This is a genomic window from Stutzerimonas nitrititolerans (assembly GCF_003696285.1).
Lineage (GTDB): Bacteria > Pseudomonadota > Gammaproteobacteria > Pseudomonadales > Pseudomonadaceae > Stutzerimonas > Stutzerimonas nitrititolerans.
This window is the reverse complement of sequence record NZ_RFFL01000010.1, coordinates 157,016-179,523: the sequence shown is the minus strand read 5'-3', so window position 1 is coordinate 179,523 and position 22,508 is coordinate 157,016. Positions and strand designations below refer to the sequence as shown.

Here is a 22,508-nt window from a genome sequence, read left to right as displayed (position 1 = left end):
GCATTATAGGCCCTCGAAACGACACGTCAATCTTAAATAGTGGATTTCTTTTCGATGTCGACTCACCGGCATCTCGACACATGTAGAAAGCCGGTGTTCGCCCAAAGGATCGGGACCACTTTCTTCAAAGAGGCCAAAGCAGCCTCTACACTGTCTTATTCAGCAATATACCGGCGCCGCACATGCATACAGCCCCCTCCGACTTGCTTGATCTGTTGCTGTTCCCCTCCTGGCTTGTCCCGGTAGAACCTGCCGGGGTCATATTCCGGAATCACGCCATCGGTATTCGCAACGGTCGCATTGCGCTGATTGCACCACGCGAGGAAGCACATCGGTACGTCACCAAGGCATCCAAGGAGCTGCCTGGCTTTCTTCTCGCGCCAGGCCTGATCAACGCTCACGGCCATGCTGCGATGACCCTGTTTCGTGGCCTGGCCGATGATCTGCCGCTCAGAAGCTGGTTGAAGGAGCGCATCTGGCCTGCAGAGAACAGATGGGTGAATGAAGACTTCATCCGCGCCGGCAGTGAACTCGCCATAGCCGAGCAACTGCAGAGCGGTATCACCTGTTTTTCCGACATGTACTTCTATCCGGAACTCGTAAGCGAGCTGGTGCATAAACACGGTGTACGCGCACAGATCACCATCCCGGTCATGGACTTTCCCGTTCCTGGCGCTCGCGACGCTGACGAAGCACTTCGCAAAGGCGTGGCGCTGTTCGATGATCTCAAGCATCACCCGCGCCTCAGCGTGGCCTTCGGCCCACACGCACCCTATTCGGTCGCGGACGCCAACCTGGAAAGCATCCGCACACTGATCGCCGAGATGGATGCGGGTATCCATATGCACGTGCACGAAACAGCACAGGAGGTCGAGGAGGCGCTTGGCAAGCATGGCGAGCGTCCCTTGGCGCGACTGGCTCGTCTGCAACTTCTGGGGCCGCGTTTCCAGGCGGTGCACATGACACAGGTAAATGACGATGACCTCGCGCTGCTCGTGGAACACAACTGCAGCGTCATTCATTGCCCCGAATCGAACCTGAAGCTGGCCAGTGGCTTTTGTCCAGTCGAGCGTCTCTGGGAGGCAGGTGTCAACGTGGCCATCGGCACCGATGGCGCCGCCAGCAACAATGATCTCGATCTGCTCGGCGAAACACGCACCGCGGCATTGCTGGCTAAGGCAGTCGCCGGCTCGGCCACGGCGCTCGATGCCCATCGTGCGCTGCGCATGGCAACACTCAACGGGGCCCGCGCCCTCGGCCTGGAGGATTGCACCGGCTCGCTGGAGATTGGAAAATTTGCCGACATGGTGGCATTCGATCTATCGCAACTGGCGCAACAGCCGGTTCATGATCCGGTATCGCAATTGATCTACTCCAGCGGCCGAGACTGCGTGCGGCATGTCTGGGTCGGCGGCAAGCAGTTGCTGGATGATCGCCGATTGACGCGGATGGACGAGGAGCGCCTGATCGCCACTGCTCAGGAATGGGGCCGCAAGATAAGGCCTGCTCCCTGAGAGGGTCGCTCGTCGCCGACTCAATAATCACCTCCATCCGTGACAAACTGACCAACATACAAGACACCGTCTATCCCCCTTCGCCTGCCGGAAGCTGGCATCATGAGCAGTTTCAAGCTCAAGCTTCCCTCAGCTCTCAAAACGGAACGAACCATGAGCAATGTCGACCAAGCCGAAATAGCCAAATTCGAAGCCCTCGCCCATCGCTGGTGGGATCGCGAAAGCGAGTTCAAGCCATTGCACGAGATCAATCCGCTGCGGGTCAACTGGATCGACGAACACATCTCGCTTGCAGGCAAGAAGGTACTCGACGTCGGCTGTGGTGGCGGCATTCTGAGTGAGGCCATGGCTCGACGCGGCGCCCAGGTGACCGGCATCGACATGGGCGAAGCACCGCTTTCGGTTGCCCGCCTGCACTTGCTCGAGTCGGGGCTGGAGGTCGATTACCGGCAGATCACCGCCGAATCCCTGGCCGAAGAATCCCCGGAAACCTTCGACGTGGTGACCTGCCTCGAAATGCTCGAGCATGTACCGGACCCTGCCTCGGTCATTCGCGCCTGTCACCGGATGGTCAAACCCGGCGGGCAAGTGTTTTTCTCGACCATCAACCGCAACCCGAAGGCCTACGCGCTGGCGATCGTCGGTGCCGAATATCTGCTGCAGTTGCTGCCGCGCGGCACACACGATTACAAGAAATTCATTCGCCCATCGGAACTCGGCGCCTGGAGCCGCGACACCGGGCTGACCGTCAAGGACATCGTCGGGCTCACCTACAACCCGCTGACCAAGCACTACAAGCTGTCGGCGGATGTCGACGTCAACTACATGATCCAGACGATTCGGGAGTCGTGATGCGCCTGCGTGCGGTTTTATTCGACATGGACGGGACGCTGCTCGACACCGCGCCCGACTTCATCGCCGTGGCCCAGGCTATGCGCATGGCCAGAGGACTCGAGCCGGTGGCGGACAAGCAGATCCGCGACGTGGTGTCCGGTGGCGCCCGAGCCATGGTTCTCGCCGCCTTCGATGTCGACCCCATGTCCGACGAGTTCGAAACACTGCGACTGGAGTTTCTCGAGCGCTACCAGGAACACTGCGCCATCGCTTCACATCTCTACGACGGCATGGAACAGCTGCTTGCCGATATCGAGCAGGCCAACCTGCTGTGGGGCGTGGTGACCAACAAGCCGTTGCGCTTCGCCGAACCCATCATGCAGCAGCTGAATCTCGCCGCCCGCTCGGCCGTGCTGATCTGTCCCGATCATGTCAGCAAGAGCAAGCCCGATCCGGAACCCATGGTGCTGGCCTGCAGCAAGCTGGGGCTCGACCCGGCCTCGGTGCTGTTCGTGGGCGACGACCTGCGCGACATCGAGTCGGGGCGCGCCGCCGGCAGCAAGACTGCCGCGGTGCGCTATGGCTACATCCATCCCGAGGATAACCCCGACCACTGGGGCGCCGACGTGGTGGTGGATCACCCCCTGGAGCTGCGCGCCGTACTCGATCGGGCGCTGTGCAGCTGCTAGATCACACGGCTCTCCTTACCCCCTCTGTGTGGCGCTCACCCACTGGCGCGCTACCTCACCGATACATGAGGCAACCGATGTTTGAATATTCCGCCCGCCCCGACCTGCTGAAGGACCGGATCATCATGGTCACCGGCGCTGGCCGCGGCATTGGTGAAGCTGCCGCCAAGACTTATGCCGCACACGGCGCGACGGTATTGCTACTGGGCAAGAACGAGGAAAACCTCAACCGGGTCTACGACGAGATCGAGGCGGCTGGTCACCCACAGCCGGCCGTCATCCCCTTCAATCTGGAAACCGCACTTCCCCACCAGTACGACGAACTGGCGGCAACGGTCGAGCGAGAATTCGGGCGGCTGGACGGCCTGCTTCACAACGCGGCGATCGTCGGACCGCTCACCCCCATCGAACAGCTATCCGGCGAGAACTTCATGCGCGTCATGCACATCAACGTCAATGCGATGTTCATGCTCACCAGCACACTGCTGCCATTGCTGAAGCTGTCTTCCGATGCCTCGGTGATCTTCACTTCCAGCAGCGTCGGGCGCAAAGGCCGCGCCTACTGGGGCGGCTATGCCGTATCCAAGTTCGCGACCGAAGGACTGATGCAGGTGCTTGCAGACGAGCTCGACGGCACCGCCGTGCGCGCCAACAGCATCAACCCCGGCGCCACCCGCACCGACATGCGCGCCAAGGCCTACCCCGGCGAGAATCCGCTGACCAACCCGTTGCCGGCCGAGATCATGCCCGCGTACCTGTACCTCATGGGCCCGGATAGCGGAGACATCAACGGAAAAGCGCTGAACGCGCAGTAACATCAGCCATATGCAGGCACGACAACCGATAGCTCATATCGGATGTCGTGCTGCCGAAAGGCTCGAACAGATCGAGAGACACGCATGAGCGAGGCCAGAAGCCTCGCTCATGTCATTCAGGAGCGCTTGGAGCGATCGTTGCGACCGAAGCCAGGGCGCTGACCGTCGGCTGCCGGCGGGCCTTTACGCTTGGCCGGGGACGGCTTGCCGCGCCCGCGACTGACATCGCTGGGACGCTCGGCCACCGGCGTCCCCCGACTGGGTTCGTCGGCACCGCGCGGCTTTCTAGCGGGTTGTTCACCCCGGCTACCGCGCACTTTTTCAGTACCGGTCTCCTGGGCAGGTCGCAGTACACGAGGACGACGCTCTCCGCGCGGCAGCGGCTTGGCTGCCTTGCGCTGCATGCGGTCGATCTTTTCCTTGGCCTTGGTCTTCATGTCCGGCAGTGCTACCGGCTTGAGACCCACCTCCTGACTGAGGATGTCGACTTCCGTCTGGGACATCTCACGCCAACGTCCCATCGGCAGGTCGGATGTCATGAACACCGGTCCGAAGCGCACACGCTTCAGGCGGCTGACCACCAGGCCCTGGGACTCCCACAGACGACGAACCTCGCGGTTACGCCCTTCCATCACCACGCAGTGATACCAGTGGTTGAAGCCTTCGCCGCCGGGTGCCTGCTGGATGTCCGTGAAGCGTGCCGGACCGTCTTCGAGCATGACGCCGGACTTCAGGCGCTCGATCATCTCGTCGTCGACCTCGCCACGTACCCGCACCGCGTATTCGCGGTCCATCTCGTACGAGGGATGCATCAGGCGGTTGGCCAGCTCGCCATCCGTGGTGAACAGCAACAGACCGGTGGTGTTGATATCGAGGCGGCCGATATTGATCCAGCGACCTTCCTTGGGACGAGGCAGCCGATCGAAGACCGTCGGGCGGCCTTCCGGATCGTCACGCGTGCAGATTTCGCCGTCCGGCTTGTTGTAGATCAGCACGCGCCGAACCACTTCGGCGGCTTCCGCGCGCTTGAGCAGGCGACCGTCGACGGCGATGGCATCGTGCAGGTCGACACGCTGGCCGAGGCTGGCAACGGCGCCATTGACCTTGACGCGGCCAGCCGCGATCCAGTTTTCCACGTCGCGCCGCGAAGCCAGCCCCATGCGGGCAAGGACCTTCTGCAGCTTTTCGCCGTGAGTGATATGAGGGGTGGAATCTTCGTGTTCGGTCATCTGGGCACCTCCCGGTGTGGCAGTTCCGATAGAAAGGTCGCGCACTATACGCGTAACGACAGACCGAAGCATCACCGCGATGGGACGGTCGTCGGACGAACACGCCAGCGACTGCGTGCTCGTCCGAGGATAGACGATCAGCCCAGCGCGGCCAGCGCCTCGACGCTACGCTGGCGGATAACCGCCCAGTCGCCGCTCGCCAGCGAAGCACCGTCGATCATCCAGGTGCCGCCGACGCACATGACGTTCGGCAGCGCCAGGTACTGCGCCGCATTGGCGGCGTTGACCCCACCCGTCGGGCAGAAACGCACGTCGCCGAACGGCCCGCCCAGCGCCTTCAACGCCGCGATGCCGCCACAGATCTCCGCCGGGAAAAGCTTGAAGCGACGATAACCCAAGGCATAACCGCGCATGATGTCCGAGGCATTGCTGGTGCCGGCCAGCAATGGCACCGAGCAGTTCACGCCGGCCTGCAGCAATTCGTCAGTGCAGCCCGGGGATACGATGAACTGCGCGCCTGCCGCCTCCACTTCATCCATCATGCGCTTGTCCAGCACCGTCCCAGCCCCCACGCAGAGCTCGGGGCGTTCCTCGCGCAGGCGCCGAATCGCCGTCAGGCCATAGGCCGAGCGCAAGGTGATTTCCAATGTCTTGAGGCCGCCGGCAGCCAGCGCATCGGCCAATGGCAGTATCTGCTCCTCGCTGCCGATGGTGATCACCGGAAGGATGCGGGCTTCGCTACAGATTTTCTCGATCAGGGCGTTCTTCTGATCCATGGTCATAGAGGGTCCTCGGCGCCTCAGGGGCACCAGTAGATTTCCAGTGAGGTATTCAGGAATGCATGAATGGGCATCTGCAACGGATCGGCCTCGATGGCCTGGCGCAGGGTGTCCAGCTTGGCCGGCCCCTGGATGGCCAGGCAGCGCAAGCGCGCAGAGGCCAAAAGCGGATAGGTCATGGTGATGCGCTGCGCAGGCTCGACCGGCGCCTGCATCGGCAGGCAGCGCTCGGCACAGTCCTCACGCAAGGCATCGGCCAGCAGAGGGCTGCCGGGAAACAGCGAAGCGGTGTGGCCATCGTCACCCATGCCCAGCACCAGAACATCGATGGGCCGCTTCAGGTCCGCCAGCTCTTCACCAGCCAGCCGGGCCGCCTCCTCCAGGGTTTCGGCGGCCCGGTAGAGACCGATCAGCCGGGCGCTGGCAGCTTCGTTCTGCAGCAGATGGCGCCGTACCAGTCCTTCGTTACTGCCCGCCTCGTCCGGCGCAACCCAACGCTCATCCGCCAGACTGACCTGCACCCTGCTCCAATCCAGAGGCAGCCGGGACAGCGCCTCGAAAAAGGCGATGGGACTGCGACCACCCGAGACCACGAGGCTCGCCCTGCCTTGTGTTTGCACGGCGAATTCGAGTGCCCTTGCAACATCTTCGGCCAGTGTCTGCGCCAGCAACTGCGGATTCGCCAGGCTATGGGCAACGACGTTCACCGGTAGATCGAGTTCAGAGATCGCCATACCAGGACCTCCCGTCACGCGTGATCAATGCAATGGATGCCACCGGCCCCCAGGAGCCCGCCGGATAGGCTTTAGGTGCATCCCCCAAACGCGACCAGCCATCGATCAGCTGATCGCACCATCTCCAGGCATATTCGATTTCGTCCTTGCGCACGAAAAGGTTCTGATTGCCCTGCATGACTTCCAGCAGCAAGCGCTCGTAGGCATCAGGAATCCGCGAGCTCTTGTAGGTCTCGGAGAAGTTCAGCTGCAGCGGACCGCTGCGCAGGTGCATGCCCTTGTCGAGCCCCTGCTCCTTGGTCATCACCTGCAGCGAAATACCCTCGTCCGGCTGCAACCGGATGATCAGGCGATTGCTGATCAGCGAACGCTGCTCAGGGGCGAAGATATAGAACGGCGGCTCCTTGAAATGGATGACGATCTGCGAAACCTTCTGCCCCATGCGCTTGCCGGTACGCAGGTAGAACGGCACGCCGGACCAGCGCCAGTTGCAGATATCGGCACGCAGCGCCACGAAGGTTTCGGTGCTGCTCTCGGCGTTGGAATTTTCCTCGTCGAGATAACCCGGCACCGCCTTGCCGCCCACCGTGCCCGCCACGTACTGGCCGCGCACCACGTACTGGCCGAGCTTTTCCGGGGTGATCGGCGCCAGCGCCTTGAGCACCTTGACCTTCTCGTCGCGAATGCTGTCGGCGGTCAGGTCGCTGGGCGGGTCCATGGCGATCAGGCAAAGCAGCTGCAGCAGATGATTCTGGATCATGTCGCGCAACTGGCCCGCCTGGTCGAAGTAGCCCCAACGCCCCTCGATGCCCACCGTTTCGGCAACGGTGATTTCAACGTGGGAAATATGGTGCTGGTTCCACTGCGTCTCGAACAGGCTGTTGGCGAAACGCAGCGCAATCAGGTTTTGAACGGTTTCCTTGCCCAGATAGTGATCGATCCGGTAGATGCGGCTTTCCGGGAAATACTGCGCAACGGCCTCGTTGACGACGCGCGACGACGCCAGGTCGTGGCCGATGGGCTTCTCCAGCACCACGCGCGTCTGCTCGGCCAGCCCCGCCGCGGCAAGGTGTTCGCAGATCGGCCCGTATACCGACGCCGGCGTGGCGAAGTAGGCGATCAGCGGAATATCGGGTGATACCTTCTCGGCAAGCGCGGCATAATCCTCGCCGCGGCGAAAATCCATGGTGAGATAGTCCAGGCGCTCGCGAAAACGCTCCAGCACCACCGGATCCAGTTGCGACTCGGGTACGTAACGGCGCAGCGCTTCGCCGATCCGGTCCAGATGGCCGGCCGGCTCGCCGGCGTCTCGCGACAGCGCCAGCACGCGCGTTTCGGCGTGCAGAAGCCCGGCCCGATCCAGTTGATAGAGCGCCGGAAAGAGCTTGCGCATGGCCAGATCGCCCGAGGCGCCGAACAAGGCAAAGAGGGTCGCTTCGACAGTTATAGCAGGCATGATTTTTATACCAACAAAATAAAGCTTGATAGCGGTGTGGATGCTTCCGATTTTAAGCACAGAATGTTGTTATTAAAACAACATAATTTGATTTTTCAGCTTACCTTTCGTTTGGCCGGCCGCTACGCGACGGCATAGCCCCTTGAAGAAGAGACATGGATCGCATGAAAAATCTCTTGGAACAGATCAAAAATCGCCTCGAAGAGCTGAACAAGGCGGAAAGAAAGGTCGCCGAGGTGATCCTGCAAGACCCGCAGCAAGCGACCCGCTACAGCATTGCCGCGCTGGCCCAGGCCGCGAAGGTGAGCGAACCCACGGTCAATCGCTTCTGCCGCTCATTCGGCGCGACCGGCTACCCTGCGTTGAAGATCCAGCTGGCGCAGAGTCTGGCCAGCGGCGCGGCCTACGTCAGCCAGGCAGTGGAAGCCGATGACGGGCCCGAAGCCTACACGCGGAAGATCTTCGGCAGCGCCATCGCCTCTCTGGACAGCGCTTGCCAGGCGATCGACCCGAAGACGATCAGCCACGCGGTGGACCTGATGATCCAGGCACGCCAGATCCATTTCTTCGGCCTGGGCGCCTCGGCCTCCGTCGCGCTGGACGCTCAGCACAAGTTCTTTCGCTTCAACCTGCCGGTCTCCGCGCACAGCGACGTGCTCATGCAGCGCATGCTCGCCTCGGTCGCCCATACCGGTGATCTGTTCGTGATCATTTCCTACACCGGACGCACCCGCGAACTGGTGGAAGCGGCAACCATCGCCCGCGACAACGGCGCCTCGGTGCTCGGCCTGACCGCCGCGGACTCGCCGCTGGCCAGGGTCTGCACGCTCAGCCTGCACATACCGCTGCCCGAAGACACCGACATCTACATGCCGATGACCTCGCGCATCGTGCAACTGACCGTGCTCGATACGCTGGCGGCCGGAGTGACCTTGCGCCGCGGCGTGGATTTCCAGCCGCATCTGCGCAGGATCAAGGAGAGTCTCGTGGCCACTCGCTATCCCAACGAGGACAGCTGAACCGGCTCGCCCCCTTGCAGAAGCGAAGGGCCCAACGGGCCCTTCATGCGGCGCCGTGTTGACCCTCAATCCCACCAGTACTCGATCTGCACGCCGAAGTTGGAGCCGTGCTGATCCCCGCCGAAAACACCGGTATCGGACAAGGCACTGCCCGCAGCCATGGCATTGGCGGCCACCTGTGCCGCATCGTTCCATTGCGCGTAGGTGTAATACAGGCGTATCTCGGGCCGGGCCCAGAAGTCCGGCCCGGCGGGCGACCAGGTAGGCGCCACGGTGAACTTGGTGAGCTTGCGGGTTCCTTCGCGCGCGTCGATCTGATCATGGCCGACCTCGGCCACCAGCTTGAACTGATCGGTGAGGGCGTACACCGGGCGCACGCCCACGGAGATCCAGTCCTGATCGCCGCCGTCCTGGCGCTTGTCCTTCTGATACACCGCCTGGAACTGCCCGCCGAAGCGCGGCGTCAGTTGCCAGTCGAAGTACTCCACGACCCGCCAGCTCTTGGCACTGCTGCCCAGCGTCACGTCGCCGGTGTAGCCCAGCCCGGTACCCGGCCCCTCGCCGTACTGCACGGCAAAGGTGTTGCTGCCCCCCAGAAAGCCGTCCTGCTTGTGCTGCACGGTAACCGCCCAGCCGCTGTGAGCGTCCTCACCGTCCGGCTCGTCGATGTAACTGACGCCGAACTCCAGCTCGCCACCGGGATTGCTGTCGAAGCCGCCGACGTTGAAGTCGTGCCGATTGATGTACTTGTCCTGGAAGACGTTGTCCTTGCGGGAAAACGCGTAGCTGTACTTCAGCCCGCCGATCTCCATGTCTTCGACGCCCGCGCCGGTCGCACTCTGGTTCCAGTAGTAGAAATCGGAGATATGGATGTCGTTACGTTTGTAGAAGCGCCGGCCGGCCCAGAGCGAACCGCCATACAGCTCCGGAACCTTGCTCCATTCGGCGTAGGCCTGCACCATCCGCGCCCAGCCATGGTCGCCGGTGAACTTGGGTGTGTGGTCATACTCGTTGTAGAGCGCCGCCATACCTTCCAGGCTCAACACCGAGCCGTTATCGAAGGTCATCAGGTCATGCCGCAGATCCAGCTCGGCGTACTGTTCGCATTCGTTACCCAGACGGTACTTGGAAGGCGCCCCGGGCAACTGAAAGCAGGACTGCGATCCGCTGGCGCTCGATTCACCGACCCCACTGCGCATGTAGCCGCTGAATTCCAGCGCCTGCGCGCCAAAGGGTATGGCAAGGCTGGCCAGCGAAATGGCCAGGCCCAGATGCATCGTTGTTTTCATATCCGCTCCAATCAGCTCTTATTTTTGTTACTGCTTCTGGATCGAGCCACCCTTGGCTCTCCTTCCGATCCGCATGCCCGCATCGAAGCGTGCCGCGGTTCGACTCGTTCAGCCGGAGGCGTCTGCCTCGCGGCATGGAAATCGAGGAACATCAATAACATCCGCACGAAACCCGCGCCGGTACGCAGAAGCCCCACGACCGGGCCTTTTTCGCACTGCTCCGTTTCGCCCGCTCAACGCGCGGCCAGGCGGGTGATATTTGCGCCCTGACCCGCCGAGCCGTTACCCGGCGATACGCCCAGCCGCTCTCCCGTCCGTGCATCGAACAGCAGGACCTTGTCGGGCTCCAGCAGCAGCGTCAGGCTCTGGCCGGGGGCCGGCGCCGCATCGGGCGCGAGGCGACAGCAGACCTTGGTCTGGTTGAGGCTGACGAAAACCATGGTGTCCGGCCCGGTCGGTTCGACGACCTGGACTTCGGCGCGCAACGACGCCAGCCCTGCCTCGCCGCGTCCCAGGGTGATCTGTTCCGGACGGATGCCGAGGATGACTTCGCGACCTTCCAGCACCTCGCCCTGGGTGACATCGAGCGGCAGCTGGCAGCGGTCCTGACCGCTTTCGATCAGCGCGTACCAGCGCTCGCCTTCTCGATGCAGCCGCAACGGAATGAAGTTCATCGGCGGCGAACCGATGAAGCTCGCGACGAACAGGTTCGCCGGATTGCCGTAGATCTCCTTGGGCGTGCCGAACTGCTGCACCACGCCGTCCTTCATCACCGCCACCTTGTCGCCGAGGGTCATGGCCTCGATCTGGTCATGGGTGACATAGACGGTTGTGGTCTTCAGCCGCTGGTGCATCAGCTTGATCTCGGTGCGCATCTCCACCCGCAGCTTGGCGTCGAGGTTCGACAGCGGTTCGTCGAACAGATAGATCTTCGGCCGCCGCGCCAGCGCGCGCCCCATGGCGACCCGCTGCTGCTGGCCACCGGACAGCTGCGAGGGCTTGCGTCCGAGCAGGTGTTCGATCTGCAGCAGCTTGGCCACCCGCGATACTTCCTCCTCGATCTGCGCGCTGGGCACCTTGCGCATCTTCAGACCGAAGGCGATGTTGTCGCGCACGCTCATCGTCGGGTACAGCGCGTAGGACTGGAACACCATGGCGATATCCCGATCCTTGGGGCTGGCGTTGCTGATGTCGGCGCCATCGATGCGAATCTCGCCGCCGGTGATGGCCTCCAGCCCGGCGATACAGTTCATCAGCGTGGATTTGCCACAACCGGACGGGCCGACCAGGATCAGAAACTCACCGTCTTCGATCTTCAGGTCGATGTCCTTCAGGGTGTCGGCCAGCCCGCTGGCGTAACTTTTGCGGACATTGCGTAGTTCGAGTGCTGCCATGGTTATCTACCCCTTGACCGCGCCGGCGGTGAGCCCGCGCAGGAAATACTTGCCGGCGAGGATGTACACCACCAGCGTTGGCAGCCCGGCGATCATCGCCGCGGCCATGTCGACGTTGTATTCCTTGGCGCCCGTGCTGGTGTTGACCAGGTTGTTCAGCGCCACGGTGATCGGCTGGGCATCGCCGCTGGCGAACACCACGCCAAAGAGGAAGTCGTTCCAGATCTGTGTGAACTGCCAGATCAGGCACACCATGATGATCGGGATCGACATCGGCAGCAGGATTCGCCCGAAGATGGTGAAGAAGCCCGCGCCATCCAGACGCGCCGCACGCACCAGGGCATCCGGCACGCTCACGTAGAAGTTGCGGAAGAACAGCGTGGTGAAGGCAATGCCGTAAACCACGTGCACCAGCACCAGCCCCGCCGTGGTGTTGGCCAGGCCGAACTTGCCGAGCGTGAACGAGGCTGGCAGCAACACGGTCTGGAACGGAAGGAAGCAGCCGAACAGCAACAACCCGAAGAACAGCTGCGAGCCGCGGAAGCGCCACATCGACAGCACATAGCCATTCAACGCCCCGATCACCGTCGAGATCAGCACGGCAGGCACCGCCATCTTCAGGGAATTCCAGAAATAGCCATCGACCGTAGCCCAGGCCTTCACCCAGCCGATCAGGGTGAAGGTTTCCGGCCAGGACAGCAGGTTGCCGGTACGGATGTCCTCGGGCGTCTTGAAGCTGGTCAGCAACATCACCACCAGCGGCACCAGGTACAAGGCCGCCGCCAGCAGCAGGGTGGCGTGGATCGCCAACCGGCTCGGACTGAATGCTCTAGTCATGGCGCTTGCCCCGCAGTTCCGAGTAGAGATAGGGCACCAGAATCATCAGGATCGCGCCCAGCATCATCATCGCGCTGGCCGAACCTATGCCCATCTGGCCGCGGCTGAAGGTGAAGTTGTACATGAACATCGCCGGCAGGTCGGAGGCGTAACCGGGCCCGCCGGCGGTCATGGCCGCCACCAGATCGAAGCTCTTGATGGCGATGTGCGCGAGGATCATCAGCGCGCTGAAGAACACCGGCCGCAGGCTCGGCAGCACGATGCGCAGGTAGATGATCGGCAGGCTGGCGCCGTCGATCTGCGCGGCGCGCACGATGGATTGGTCGACCCCGCGCAAGCCGGCGAGAAAGAGCGCCATGACGAAGCCGGAGGCCTGCCATACCGCCGCGATCACCAGGCAGTAGACGACGCGGTCCGGGTCGACCAGCCAGTCGAAACGAAAACCCTCCCAGCCCCAGTCACGCAGCATCTTGTCGATGCCGAGGCCCGGATTGAGCAACCACTGCCAGGCGGTGCCAGTGACGATCATCGACAACGCCATGGGGTACAGGTAGATGGTCCGGATGAAGCCTTCACGGCGAATGCGCTGGTCCAGCAGCACCGCAAGGAACACGCCGATCACCAGGCTGACGCCGATGAACAGGCCGCCGAACACCAGCAGGTTCTGGCTCGCCACCCACCAGCGATCGTTGGCCATCAGGCGGGCGTATTGCTGCAGGCCGACCCACTTGTAGCTGGGCATGAAGCTGGAGTTGGTGAAGGACAGCACCAGCGTCCAGAAGATGTAGCCATAGAAACCGACCAGGATCATCACCACGGTCGGCGCCATCACCAGCTTGGGTAGCCAACGCTGCAGCGCATCCAGGGGTGAGGTCTTGGTATGAACCATCATGACACTCATCGGGCATTACCAGTCAGAGAGTGAAAACCGGGGCGAACGCGCCCTCCGACAGGACCACAGACCTGTCGCGAGGGGCATTGACCTGGGGAGAACGGATCGCGGATGCCGACCCGAATCAGCCTACTGGGCGGACTTGATCGCCGCGTAGAGCTGCGCGCCAACCTTGCTCGGGTCGGCGTTCTTCTCGCTCATGAAGTTGGTCACCACATCGAAGATGGCACCCTGCACCGCCAGGTTGGTGGCCATGCTGTGAGCCATGCTCGGCTCCAACTTGCCGTTCTGGTCGGCTTCCTTGAAGTCCTTCATCGACGCCTGGGCGCAGCTGTCGAACTTGCTCATGTCCAGATCGGAGCGCACCGGAATCGAACCCTTGTTCTGGTTGAACACGTATTGGAACTCGGGCTCCAGGGCGATCCGCGCCAGAGCATGCTGCGCCGCGATGTCACCCTCGTCCTTGAGCTTGAACATGGCAATGGAGTCGATGTTGTAGGTGTAGCTGCCAGCGGTTCCGGGCATGGGTACGCACTGGTAATCCTCACCGGCCACCTTGCCGGCAGCGGTCCACTCGCTCTTCGCCCAGTCGCCCATGATCTGCATGCCGGCCTTGCCGTCGATCACCTGGGCGGTGGCGAGGTTCCAGTCGCGACCCGCACGGTTGTCGTCCATGTAACTGGCCAACTTCTTCAGCGCGGTGAACACCTCGGTCATCTGCGGGCTGGTGAGGGTCGCCTCGTCATTCTCGACGAATGCCTTGTGGTAGCCATCGGCGCCCATGATGCCCAGCACCAGGGCTTCGAAAACGGTGCTGTCCTGCCAGGGCTGACCACCGTGAGCCAAGGGCACGAAACCGGCAGCCTTGAGCTTGTCGCCGGCGGCATAAAGTTCTTCGAGGGTGGTGGGCACCTTGTCGATTCCGGCCTTCTCGAACACCTTTGGATTGATCCACAGCCAATTGACGCGGTGGATGTTCACCGGCACCGCCACGTAGTGGCCGTCGTACTGCATGGTGTCGGTGACGGTCTTCGACAGCAGGCCATCCCAGTCATTGGCCTCGGCCACTTCATCAAGCGGACTCAGCAGATCGAGTGCGCCCCACTCCTGCAGATCGGGACCCTTGATCTGTGCGGCGCCTGGCGGATTGCCGGATACCACGCGGGTTTTCAGCACGGTCATGGCCGCGGAACCGGCGCCTCCGGCGACGGCACCATCCTTCCAGGTGAAGCCGTCCTTCTCGACCAGATCTTTCAGGACCTTCACCGCGGCGGCTTCGCCACCGGATGTCCACCAGTGGACCACTTCGACGGTGCCCTTGGAGGCAGCGGCCAGTGCGGAAAGAGGAAACAGCGAGGCGAGAGAAACGACAGTGGCAAAGCGAGTGATCGCGTTCATTCGAGTACCTTTTCTTGTTTTTATACAGGCAAGCCTGCTGCTTGCGTTGCATGGATTCTAGGTTGGGCCATCACCTTCGGAGGTAACGAAGGGATGCGTGTATGTCACCACGTCGTTACACAGCGGCCAGGGCGGTTGCCAGGCTCGGCGCCAGAGGCAGGCGCGGCAGCAGCACGGCCTGATAGGCGTGATAGAGATCCGGCTTGCCCGGCCAGATGCTGCTCGCCGGCTGGTTGTCGCTATCGAGTTCATGGTGCCAGCTGCCATTCTGCAGATCGATGAAATAGCTCGCAGAGAACTCCCAAAAGCAGCGGTACCAATCCTCATAAATGGATTCGCCCGTGCGCCTGAGCAGCGTTGCGGCCGCCGCGATGGCTTCGGCGTGCACCCAGTGCAAGCGCGCGCGCACCACCGGCCGGCTCGCCCAGTCGAGGGTGTAGACCAGCCCGGGCTTGCCGTCTGCATTCCAGGCATCACAGCTGGCTCGGGCGAACAAACCGCAGGCATCATCCAGCAGCCACTCCGGCACCGCCAGCCCGGCGTGCTGCAAGGCCGCTTCCAGATGCAGCAGCAGACGCGCCCACTCGAAGCTGTGGCCCGGCGTGCTGCCGTAGGGGCGAAACGGGTCGGCGCGATTGGCCTCGTTATAGTCCGGCAGGGCCTGCCACTGCCAATCGAAATGTTCGACCACCACCTGCCCATTGGCCGTTGCATGGCCATGGATCAGGCGCTCGGCGATGCGCAGGGCGCGCAGCAGCCACACCTCGTCACCCGTGGCATCGGCCAGGGCGAGAAAGGTCTCGGTGGCGTGCATGTTGCTGTTGGCACCCCGGTACGCCTCTTCCCGCTGCCAATCGCGGCTCAGGCTTTCACGCAAGGCGCCCTCCTCCTCGCGCCAGAAATGCGTCTCGAGGATAGCGATCGCCTCGGCCAGCAAGGCCGGCGCCGCAGGTCGGCCAGCAACTGCCGCGGAACTGGCGGCCAGCGCGACGAAGGCATGCAGGTAGGCGGACTTGTCGCCTCGGCAACGGGCATCGGCGAACCAGCCGCCGAACTCCGCATCGCACAAGGCACCTTGCAGTGCGGCGATGCCGTGATCGACCAGTTCGGCATGGCCGGGAATTCCCTGTATTTGCGCCAGGGCGAAACAATGGGTCATGCGCGCGGTGTGGATCAGCTCAGCGCGGGCATGCTCCGGGAGCCGCCCGCTCGCATCGAGCGCGGCGAATCCCTGGTCGACTCGCGCCGCCCGGGCGAATGGCAGCAGGCGCATGCCTTCATCAGCAAGCCAGGCCAGGTGGGCGGGCTTGCGCAACCAACTGTCGTGGGGGATTGCAGGAGTTTTCATTGTTCTTGTTCCATGCGGCAACGCAGTGGCGATGAGGCTCGACGACCGAACCTGCTGCCAGAGTCTAGTGGCTGCCCAGCGCCCGCCAGGTAACGAACGCGCCCACCTTTGTCACCACGTCGTGACATTCATTCCAGCTTGCGCGGCAGACGCAAGGTCACGCGCAACCCGCCTTCGGGCAGGTTGCGCAGGCTGATCTCGCCGCCATGGCTGTGGGCGATGTTGCGCGCAATGCCCAGACCGAGCCCATAACCGGGCTGCTTGGCGGCCAGGCGGAAGTTCGGCTCGAACACCTGCTTCAGCCAGGTTTCCGGCACGCCTGGGCCTTCATCGTCGACGTGCAGGACGAAGGCATCCTTGTCGTCTTCGATCGACAGGTGCGCCCGCTCGCCGTACTTCAATGCATTGTCCAGCAGGTTGCCGATGCAACGCTTGAGCGCCAGCGGCTTGCCTGCATAGGGCGAGAGGGCCTGGCCCCGTACCGTGACCCGGCCATTGCCCGTCGGCGCGAGGTAAGGCTCGGTGACGCAGTCGAGCAGCAGGTTCAGATCCAGCGGCTCGATGTTCTCGTGGATATCGGTGTCCTTGACGCACTGCAGCGCGCCCTTGACGAGCAGCTCGAGTTCGTCGAGATCACGGCTGAACTTGTCCTGCAGGGCCGGGTTCTCGAGCAGCTCCACCCGCAGGCGCAGGCGGGTGATCGGCGTGCGCAGGTCGTGGGAGATGGCGGTGAACAGCTGCGCGCGCTCGGTCAGGTAGCGCCCGATGCGCTCGCGCATCGCATTGAACGCGCGGCTGACCTCGGCCACCTCGCTGCCGCCCGCTTCGGGCAGCAACTCCACTTCGCTGCCCAGGGACATGTCCCGCGCCGCCTGGGCCAATCGCTTGAGCGGACGACTCTGCCAGTGCACGAGGATGCCGATGAACAACAGCAGAAAGCTGGTGGTGAACAGGATGAACCAGAGCTGCTGGTTCGGAATGCCCTCGTCCTCCAGGCTGACGTAGGGCGCCGGCATCAGCGACGCGAGGTATAGCCACTCGCCCGGCGCGATCTGTATCTGCGTGACCAGCACGGGTGGGTTCAAGGGCTGCAGGCTCAGCGCGTAGTGCGCCCAGGATCGCGGCAGTTCGTCGAGCTTCAACCCACCGTTGAAAATGCGCAGATCATCGGGGCTGACGAAGTTGACCGACATGTCCACGGCGTGGCCGAGGCGCTCGCGGAGCACCTCATCCACCTCGGCCAGCACCGCCTGCTTGCGCTCCGTGGGCGGCAGGATCTGCATGTCCAGCGGCTTGTCGTTCAACGATACGAAGAAACGCGTGCCACCCATGCTGCGCAGCTGATCGAGCACCAGCGGCCGATAGCCCAGGGGCAGCGAACGGAAGTAGCTGACGCTCGCGGACATGGAATGCGCCAGGCTGCGGGCACTGGCCAGCAGGCCTTCCATCTGGCTCGCACGCAGCTGCGATACCCAGATGAAACTCGACAACGCCTGCGCCACCAGCACCACCAGTAGCGTCAGGAACAGCATGCGGACGAGCAGCGAGCGCGGCACCGGCAACCAGCGACGCTTAGCCGAGCGCGTCATGATGCGGCGCAACCTGGGCGGCCAGCAGGTAGCCACTGCCACGCACGGTACGGATCAGCCGCGGGCACTTGCCGGTGTCGCCCAGCCGCTGGCGCAGGCGGCTGACCGCCATGTCGACGATGCGTTCGAGCGGCATCACTTCGCGCCCGCGCGTGGCATTGGCGATGGTGTCGCGATCGAGGATCTGCTGCGGATGATCGAGAAAGAGTTTGAGCAGGACGAAATCGGCGCCGGACAGCAACACCTCCTCCCCATCCCGGTGGAACAGGCGGTGGCTGACCATGTCCAGCCGCCACTCGTCGAAGGCCAGCACGTCGCCGGTGCGCTCCTGAGCGAAGTTCACCCGGCGCAGCAGCGCCTTGATGCGCGCCAGCAATTCGCGCGGGCTGAAGGGCTTGGCAAGATAGTCATCGGCGCCCAGTTCGAGGCCGATGATGCGGTCGGTCTCGTCAGAACTGGCGGTGAGCATGATGATCGGCATCTGCGCCAGCTTCTGATGTCCGCGCACCCAACTGCACAGGCTGAAGCCATCCTCGTCGGGCAGCATCACGTCGAGGATCACCAGGTCAGCCGGATCGCCGGTCAGCGCCTCGCGAAAATTCGTACCGTCGGGGACTGTCCGCACCCGGAAGCCGGAACGGCTGAGGTAGGTCTGCAACAGTTCGCGAATGTCCTGATCGTCATCGACCAGGAGGATCGATTTACCAGTCTGGTTCACCTCGGCATCCTTTCTCTTGTTATCAGTCGCTGCGGCCGGCGAGTCACCCGGCCGACGTGCCCTCCAGTGCCTGTTGAAGAGCCACGCCCGCACCTTCCAGGCCCGGATACTGGGCGGTCACCAGCCATACCGGAATGTCGTCAAAGTAGCGGCTCATGTCGCCCTTGTCGCGCAGACTCCGGCTGAAACCGCTACGTATGAAGAATTCCGCGAAGCGCGGCACTATGCCGCCCACCACATACACGCCGCCACGCGCGCCGGTGGTCAGCACGTTGTCTCCGGCTATCCGACCCAACCAGGTGCAGAACTGTTCCAATACGGCCGCCGCATAGGGCTCGCCGGCCAGCGCCGCCGCGGTCACCTCGGCCGGCGTGGTCAGCTGCGGCTCCCGCCCGTCCAACTCGCAACTGGTGCGATAGAGTTCCAGCAGCCCACCGCCACTGAGAATCGCCTCGGCATTCACGTGCCCTCGCTTGCGATGCAGAATTGCCCACAGCGCAGCCTCGCGCGGCGTGCCGATAGGCAGGCAGACGTGCCCGCCCTCGCCCGGCAACGCGTGCCAGGCGCCGTTTTTCAACGGCAACAGCGTGGCGACACCCAGCCCGGTGCCGGGGCCGATGACCAAGCGTGCCCGGTCGGGCTCCGGTTGCCCTTCGCAGATATCGATCAACTCACCTTTGCGCAAGCGCGTCATGCCAAGGGCCATGGCGCTGAAATCGTTGATCAGCAGCAGGTCGCTCAGGCCCAGGTCCGCGCAAAAAGCCCGGCGACTCAGGCTCCAATGGTTGTTGGTGAAACTGAAAATGTCGCCCGATACCGGCCCGGCGCAGGCCAGGCAAACGGCCTGCAGTTCCTGCACGCCATGCCCGACGTCCGCCAGATAGGCGCGAATCGCCTCTTCCGGTCGCGCGTAATCGATGGTCGGCAGTACACGCACGGCCTCGAGTCGCTGGTCGCGCCAGAGGGCGAAGCGCGCATTGGTACCGCCGATGTCCCCAACCAGTGCCGTTCTCACTTGAGCGCCTCCAGCTCGTCGGAGAACACGCTGGCGCCCCGCTCCGCCGGGCTGAAGGCCGAACGCAGAAAGCCGAACAGCTCGCGACCGCAGCCGATACCCAGGTCGTCGGGCGTCGACACGCGCTCGCGACGGTCGAGTTCGGCCTGATCCACCAGCACGCCGAGCGTGCCGGCCTCGCCGTCGACGCGGATGATGTCGCCATCGCGCACCTTGCACAGCGGGCCGCCGTCGAGCGCCTCGGGGCTGACATGAATCGCCGCCGGCACCTTGCCCGATGCGCCCGACATACGCCCGTCGGTGACCAGCGCCACCTTGTGACCGCGGTCCTGCAGCACGCCGAGGAAAGGCGTCAGCTTGTGCAGCTCCGGCATACCGTTGGCCTTGGGCCCCTGGAAGCGCACCACCGCGACGAAATCCTTCTCCAGCTCACCATTCTTGAACGCCTGGGCGAGCTCCGCCTGGTCGCTGAACACCCGCGCCGGCGCCTCGACTACCCTGTGTTCCGGCGCCACCGCCGATACCTTGGTCACGCCGCGGCCGAGGTTGCCCTCCAGCACGCGCAACCCGCCTTCCGCCGAGAACGGGCGCTCGACCGGGCGCAGGATGCTTTCGTCCAGGCTGTTTTCCGGCCCTTCCCGCCAGACCAGCTTGCCATCGTCGAGAAAGGGCTCGCGGGTGTAACGTTGCAAGCCCTGGCCGATCACCGTCTGCACGTCTTCGTGCAGCAACCCGGCGCCGAGCAGCGTACGCACCATGAACGGCACGCCACCGGCGGCATGGAAATGGTTCACGTCGGCCTGGCCATTGGGATAGACCTTGGCCAGCGTCGGCGTCACCGCGGAAATGTCGGCCATGTCCTGCCAGGTCAGCTGAATCCCGGCCGCCTGCGCGAATGCGGGTATATGCAACGTGTGGTTGGTGGAGCCGCCGGTAGCATTGAGCGCCACCACCGAGTTGATGATGGCCTTCTCGTCGATGATCTGGCAGAGCGGCACGTAGTTGCCCGCCTGCGGAGTCATGCGGGTCACCTGGCGTGCCGCCTCGCGGGTCAGCTCGTCACGCAGTGGTGTGTAGGGATTGACGAAGGAAGAGCCCGGCAGGTGCAGGCCCATGATCTCCATCACCACCTGGTTGGTATTGGCGGTGCCGTAGAAGGTGCAGGTGCCGGGGCTGTGATAGGAGAGCATTTCCGACTCAAGCAGCTCTTCCCGACTCGCCTTGCCTTCGGCATAGCGCTGGCGAACCTCGGCCTTCTGCTTGTTGGGGATGCCCGACGGCATCGGCCCACCGGGGACGAACACGGCGGGCAGGTGGCCGAAACGCAACGCGCCGATCATCAGCCCCGGGATGATCTTGTCGCAGATGCCCAGATACAGCGCCGCGTCGAACATGTTGTGCGACAGCGCGATCGCCGTCGCCATGGCGATCACCTCGCGGCTGGCCAAGCTGAGCTCCATGCCCGCCTCGCCCTGGGTCACGCCATCGCACATGGCCGGTACGCCGCCGGCGAACTGCCCCACGGAGCCAACGTCGCGCAGGGCCTGCTTGATGATCTCGGGGAAATGCTCGTAAGGCTGATGCGCCGACAGCATGTCGTTGTAGGCCGAGACGATGGCCACGTTGACTTCGTTCATCAGGCGCAGCCGCTGCTTGTCGGTACTCGAGGCGCAACCGGCCACGCCATGGGCGAAGTTGGCGCATTGCAGCCGGCCACGCTGCGGTCCGTCGCTGGCAGCCGCAGCCATCTGGGCCAGATAGCGTTGCCGAGTGGGCCGGCTGCGCTCGATCAGACGCTCGGTAACCTCTTGAATCTGCGGGTGCATGTCATCACTCCTGCTTGAAACTGTAGTTTTAACAAACAAAACGAGGGTTAATTGGACTTGATTTCTATTTTGACAGGAATAATCTTGTAATTCCTACAACAAAATCCAACCCGGTATTCACTATGACTATTCGCATCGCCATCAACGGCTTCGGTCGAATCGGACGCAACGTCCTTCGCGCGCTTTACAGCCAGAGCTACCGCGAACATCTGCAGGTGGTGGCCATCAACGACCTCGGCAGCCCTGCGATGAACGCCCACCTTCTGCGCTATGACAGCGTGCATGGCCATTTCGACGGCCAGGTCGAAGCGGATGAGTGGCAGCTTGTGGTCAACGGTGATCGAATCGCCGTCAGCGCCATTCGTAATCCGGCCGAACTGCCGTGGCGCGAACACCAGATCGACGTGGTGTTCGAGTGCACCGGGCTGTTCACCTCCCGCGAAAAAGCCAGCGCCCACCTCGAAGCCGGTGCGCGCAAGGTGATCATTTCCGCCCCAGCCAAAGACGTCGACGCCACCATCGTCTACGGCGTCAACCACGAAAGCCTGCGCCCGTCCCATCAGATCATCTCCAATGCCTCCTGTACCACCAACTGCCTGGCGCCAGTGGCGCAGATCCTCTCGCGCGAATACGGCATCGAGCACGGTCTGATGACCACCATTCACGCCTACACCAACGACCAGAATCTCTCCGACGTCTACCATAGTGACCCCTATCGCGCGCGCTCGGCCACCCAGTCGATGATCCCGACCAGGACCGGCGCGGCCGAAGCCGTCGGCCTGGTGTTGCCGGAGCTGGCCGGCAAGCTGACCGGCATGGCGGTCCGGGTACCGGTGATCAACGTCTCGCTGGTCGACCTGACCCTGGAGCTGAGCCGCGAAACCAGCGCCGAAGAGGTCAATGCTCTGATGCTGGAGGCCAGCCGCCGTTCAGCCGTTCTGGCATGCAACTCCCTGCCGCTGGTCTCCTGCGATTTCAACCACAACCCCATGTCGTCCATATTCGACACCAACCACACCAAGGTCAGCGGTCGCCTGCTGAAAGTGATGGCCTGGTACGACAACGAGTGGGGCTTCTCCAACCGCATGCTCGACACTTGCCGGGCGCTCTGCGAAGCCGCCTGAACCTGCTGC

At 63.1% G+C, this 22,508-nt stretch carries 20 protein-coding genes; 6 read left to right on the top strand and 14 right to left on the bottom strand.

The genetic code is table 11. The annotated features are described in order from the left end of the window. Positions 1-182: 182 nt before the first annotated feature. The 4 genes from EA795_RS14155 (at position 183) to EA795_RS14140 (ending at position 3,852) form a co-directional block, all read left to right on the top strand. A complete protein-coding gene (locus tag EA795_RS14155; RefSeq protein WP_122077988.1) occupies positions 183-1,514 on the top strand; it encodes a TRZ/ATZ family hydrolase in 1,332 nt (443 codons plus the stop codon). A 153-nt stretch (positions 1,515-1,667) separates the two neighbouring features. Further along, entirely contained in the window at positions 1,668-2,366 is a 699-nt protein-coding gene (ubiG, locus tag EA795_RS14150; RefSeq protein ID WP_014853276.1) for a bifunctional 2-polyprenyl-6-hydroxyphenol methylase/3-demethylubiquinol 3-O-methyltransferase UbiG, read from the top strand. Further along, a complete protein-coding gene (gene mupP, locus EA795_RS14145) occupies positions 2,366-3,037 on the top strand; it encodes an N-acetylmuramic acid 6-phosphate phosphatase MupP (protein ID WP_014853277.1) in 672 nt (223 codons plus the stop codon). Before ubiG ends, mupP begins: the two co-directional genes overlap by 1 nt. Before the next feature lie 77 nt (positions 3,038-3,114). Further along, positions 3,115-3,852 (top strand): YciK family oxidoreductase, encoded by a 738-nt coding sequence (locus tag EA795_RS14140; RefSeq protein WP_122077987.1) that lies wholly within the window; start codon positions 3,115-3,117, stop codon positions 3,850-3,852. 116 nt (positions 3,853-3,968) lie between these two features. Here EA795_RS14140 and rluB read toward each other — a convergent pair whose 3' ends face one another. The 4 genes from rluB to zwf form a co-directional block, all read right to left on the bottom strand. Next, positions 3,969-5,081: a 23S rRNA pseudouridine(2605) synthase RluB gene (gene rluB / locus EA795_RS14135; protein WP_122077985.1), complete on the bottom strand. Its 1,113-nt coding sequence runs from the start codon at positions 5,079-5,081 to the stop codon at positions 3,969-3,971. Between the two features lie 137 nt (positions 5,082-5,218). Next, complete coding sequence (locus EA795_RS14130) at positions 5,219-5,863, bottom strand: bifunctional 4-hydroxy-2-oxoglutarate aldolase/2-dehydro-3-deoxy-phosphogluconate aldolase (protein WP_122077984.1); 645 nt, start codon at positions 5,861-5,863, stop codon at positions 5,219-5,221. Between the two features lie 17 nt (positions 5,864-5,880). Further along, positions 5,881-6,594: a 6-phosphogluconolactonase gene (gene pgl / locus EA795_RS14125; protein WP_122077982.1), complete on the bottom strand. Its 714-nt coding sequence runs from the start codon at positions 6,592-6,594 to the stop codon at positions 5,881-5,883. Further along, positions 6,581-8,050 carry a glucose-6-phosphate dehydrogenase gene (zwf, locus tag EA795_RS14120; RefSeq protein ID WP_122077980.1) on the bottom strand — a complete coding sequence of 490 codons (1,470 nt, stop codon included), beginning with the start codon at positions 8,048-8,050 and terminating at the stop codon, positions 6,581-6,583. The genes pgl and zwf overlap by 14 nt, the downstream gene beginning before the upstream one ends. Positions 8,051-8,205: 155 nt before the next feature. On the opposite strand from zwf, the gene EA795_RS14115 reads away from it, so the two are divergent. Further along, the gene (locus tag EA795_RS14115; protein WP_014853283.1) at positions 8,206-9,069 is read left to right on the top strand and encodes a MurR/RpiR family transcriptional regulator; all 864 of its coding nucleotides are present in this window, start codon (positions 8,206-8,208) and stop codon (positions 9,067-9,069) included. A 65-nt stretch (positions 9,070-9,134) separates the two neighbouring features. On the opposite strand, the gene EA795_RS14110 is transcribed toward EA795_RS14115, so the two are convergent. The 10 genes from EA795_RS14110 to edd all read right to left on the bottom strand — a co-directional run bounded on the left by EA795_RS14110 (position 9,135) and on the right by edd (position 21,375). Continuing rightward, positions 9,135-10,358 (bottom strand): maltoporin, encoded by a 1,224-nt coding sequence (locus EA795_RS14110; protein ID WP_043942624.1) that lies wholly within the window; start codon positions 10,356-10,358, stop codon positions 9,135-9,137. A 233-nt stretch (positions 10,359-10,591) separates the two neighbouring features. After that, complete coding sequence (locus EA795_RS14105) at positions 10,592-11,752, bottom strand: ABC transporter ATP-binding protein (RefSeq protein WP_122077979.1); 1,161 nt, start codon at positions 11,750-11,752, stop codon at positions 10,592-10,594. Positions 11,753-11,758: 6 nt separating this feature from the next. Beyond that, positions 11,759-12,589, bottom strand: coding sequence for a carbohydrate ABC transporter permease (locus tag EA795_RS14100; protein ID WP_058077001.1), 831 nt, complete (start codon positions 12,587-12,589; stop codon positions 11,759-11,761). Next, positions 12,582-13,478, bottom strand: a complete 897-nt coding sequence (locus EA795_RS14095) for a carbohydrate ABC transporter permease (RefSeq protein WP_376751584.1) — start codon at positions 13,476-13,478, stop codon at positions 12,582-12,584. Before EA795_RS14095 ends, EA795_RS14100 begins: the two co-directional genes overlap by 8 nt. A gap of 132 nt (positions 13,479-13,610) precedes the next feature. Further along, positions 13,611-14,879 carry an ABC transporter substrate-binding protein gene (locus tag EA795_RS14090; RefSeq protein WP_122077976.1) on the bottom strand — a complete coding sequence of 423 codons (1,269 nt, stop codon included), beginning with the start codon at positions 14,877-14,879 and terminating at the stop codon, positions 13,611-13,613. Positions 14,880-14,994: 115 nt separating this feature from the next. Continuing rightward, complete coding sequence (locus tag EA795_RS14085) at positions 14,995-16,227, bottom strand: D-mannose isomerase (protein ID WP_122077974.1); 1,233 nt, start codon at positions 16,225-16,227, stop codon at positions 14,995-14,997. A gap of 128 nt (positions 16,228-16,355) precedes the next feature. Continuing rightward, complete coding sequence (locus EA795_RS14080; RefSeq protein WP_122077972.1) at positions 16,356-17,816, bottom strand: ATP-binding protein; 1,461 nt, start codon at positions 17,814-17,816, stop codon at positions 16,356-16,358. Next, complete coding sequence (locus EA795_RS14075) at positions 17,800-18,534, bottom strand: response regulator (protein WP_014853291.1); 735 nt, start codon at positions 18,532-18,534, stop codon at positions 17,800-17,802. The genes EA795_RS14080 and EA795_RS14075 overlap by 17 nt, the downstream gene beginning before the upstream one ends. A gap of 43 nt (positions 18,535-18,577) precedes the next feature. Next, positions 18,578-19,549 carry a glucokinase gene (locus EA795_RS14070; protein WP_122077971.1) on the bottom strand — a complete coding sequence of 324 codons (972 nt, stop codon included), beginning with the start codon at positions 19,547-19,549 and terminating at the stop codon, positions 18,578-18,580. Then, on the bottom strand, positions 19,546-21,375 hold the full coding sequence (gene edd, locus EA795_RS14065) for a phosphogluconate dehydratase (protein WP_122077969.1): 1,830 nt from the start codon (positions 21,373-21,375) through the stop codon (positions 19,546-19,548). The genes EA795_RS14070 and edd overlap by 4 nt, the downstream gene beginning before the upstream one ends. 122 nt (positions 21,376-21,497) lie before the next feature. On the opposite strand from edd, the gene gap reads away from it, so the two are divergent. Then, positions 21,498-22,499 carry a type I glyceraldehyde-3-phosphate dehydrogenase gene (gene gap, locus EA795_RS14060; RefSeq protein WP_122077968.1) on the top strand — a complete coding sequence of 334 codons (1,002 nt, stop codon included), beginning with the start codon at positions 21,498-21,500 and terminating at the stop codon, positions 22,497-22,499. Positions 22,500-22,508: the final 9 nt, after the last annotated feature.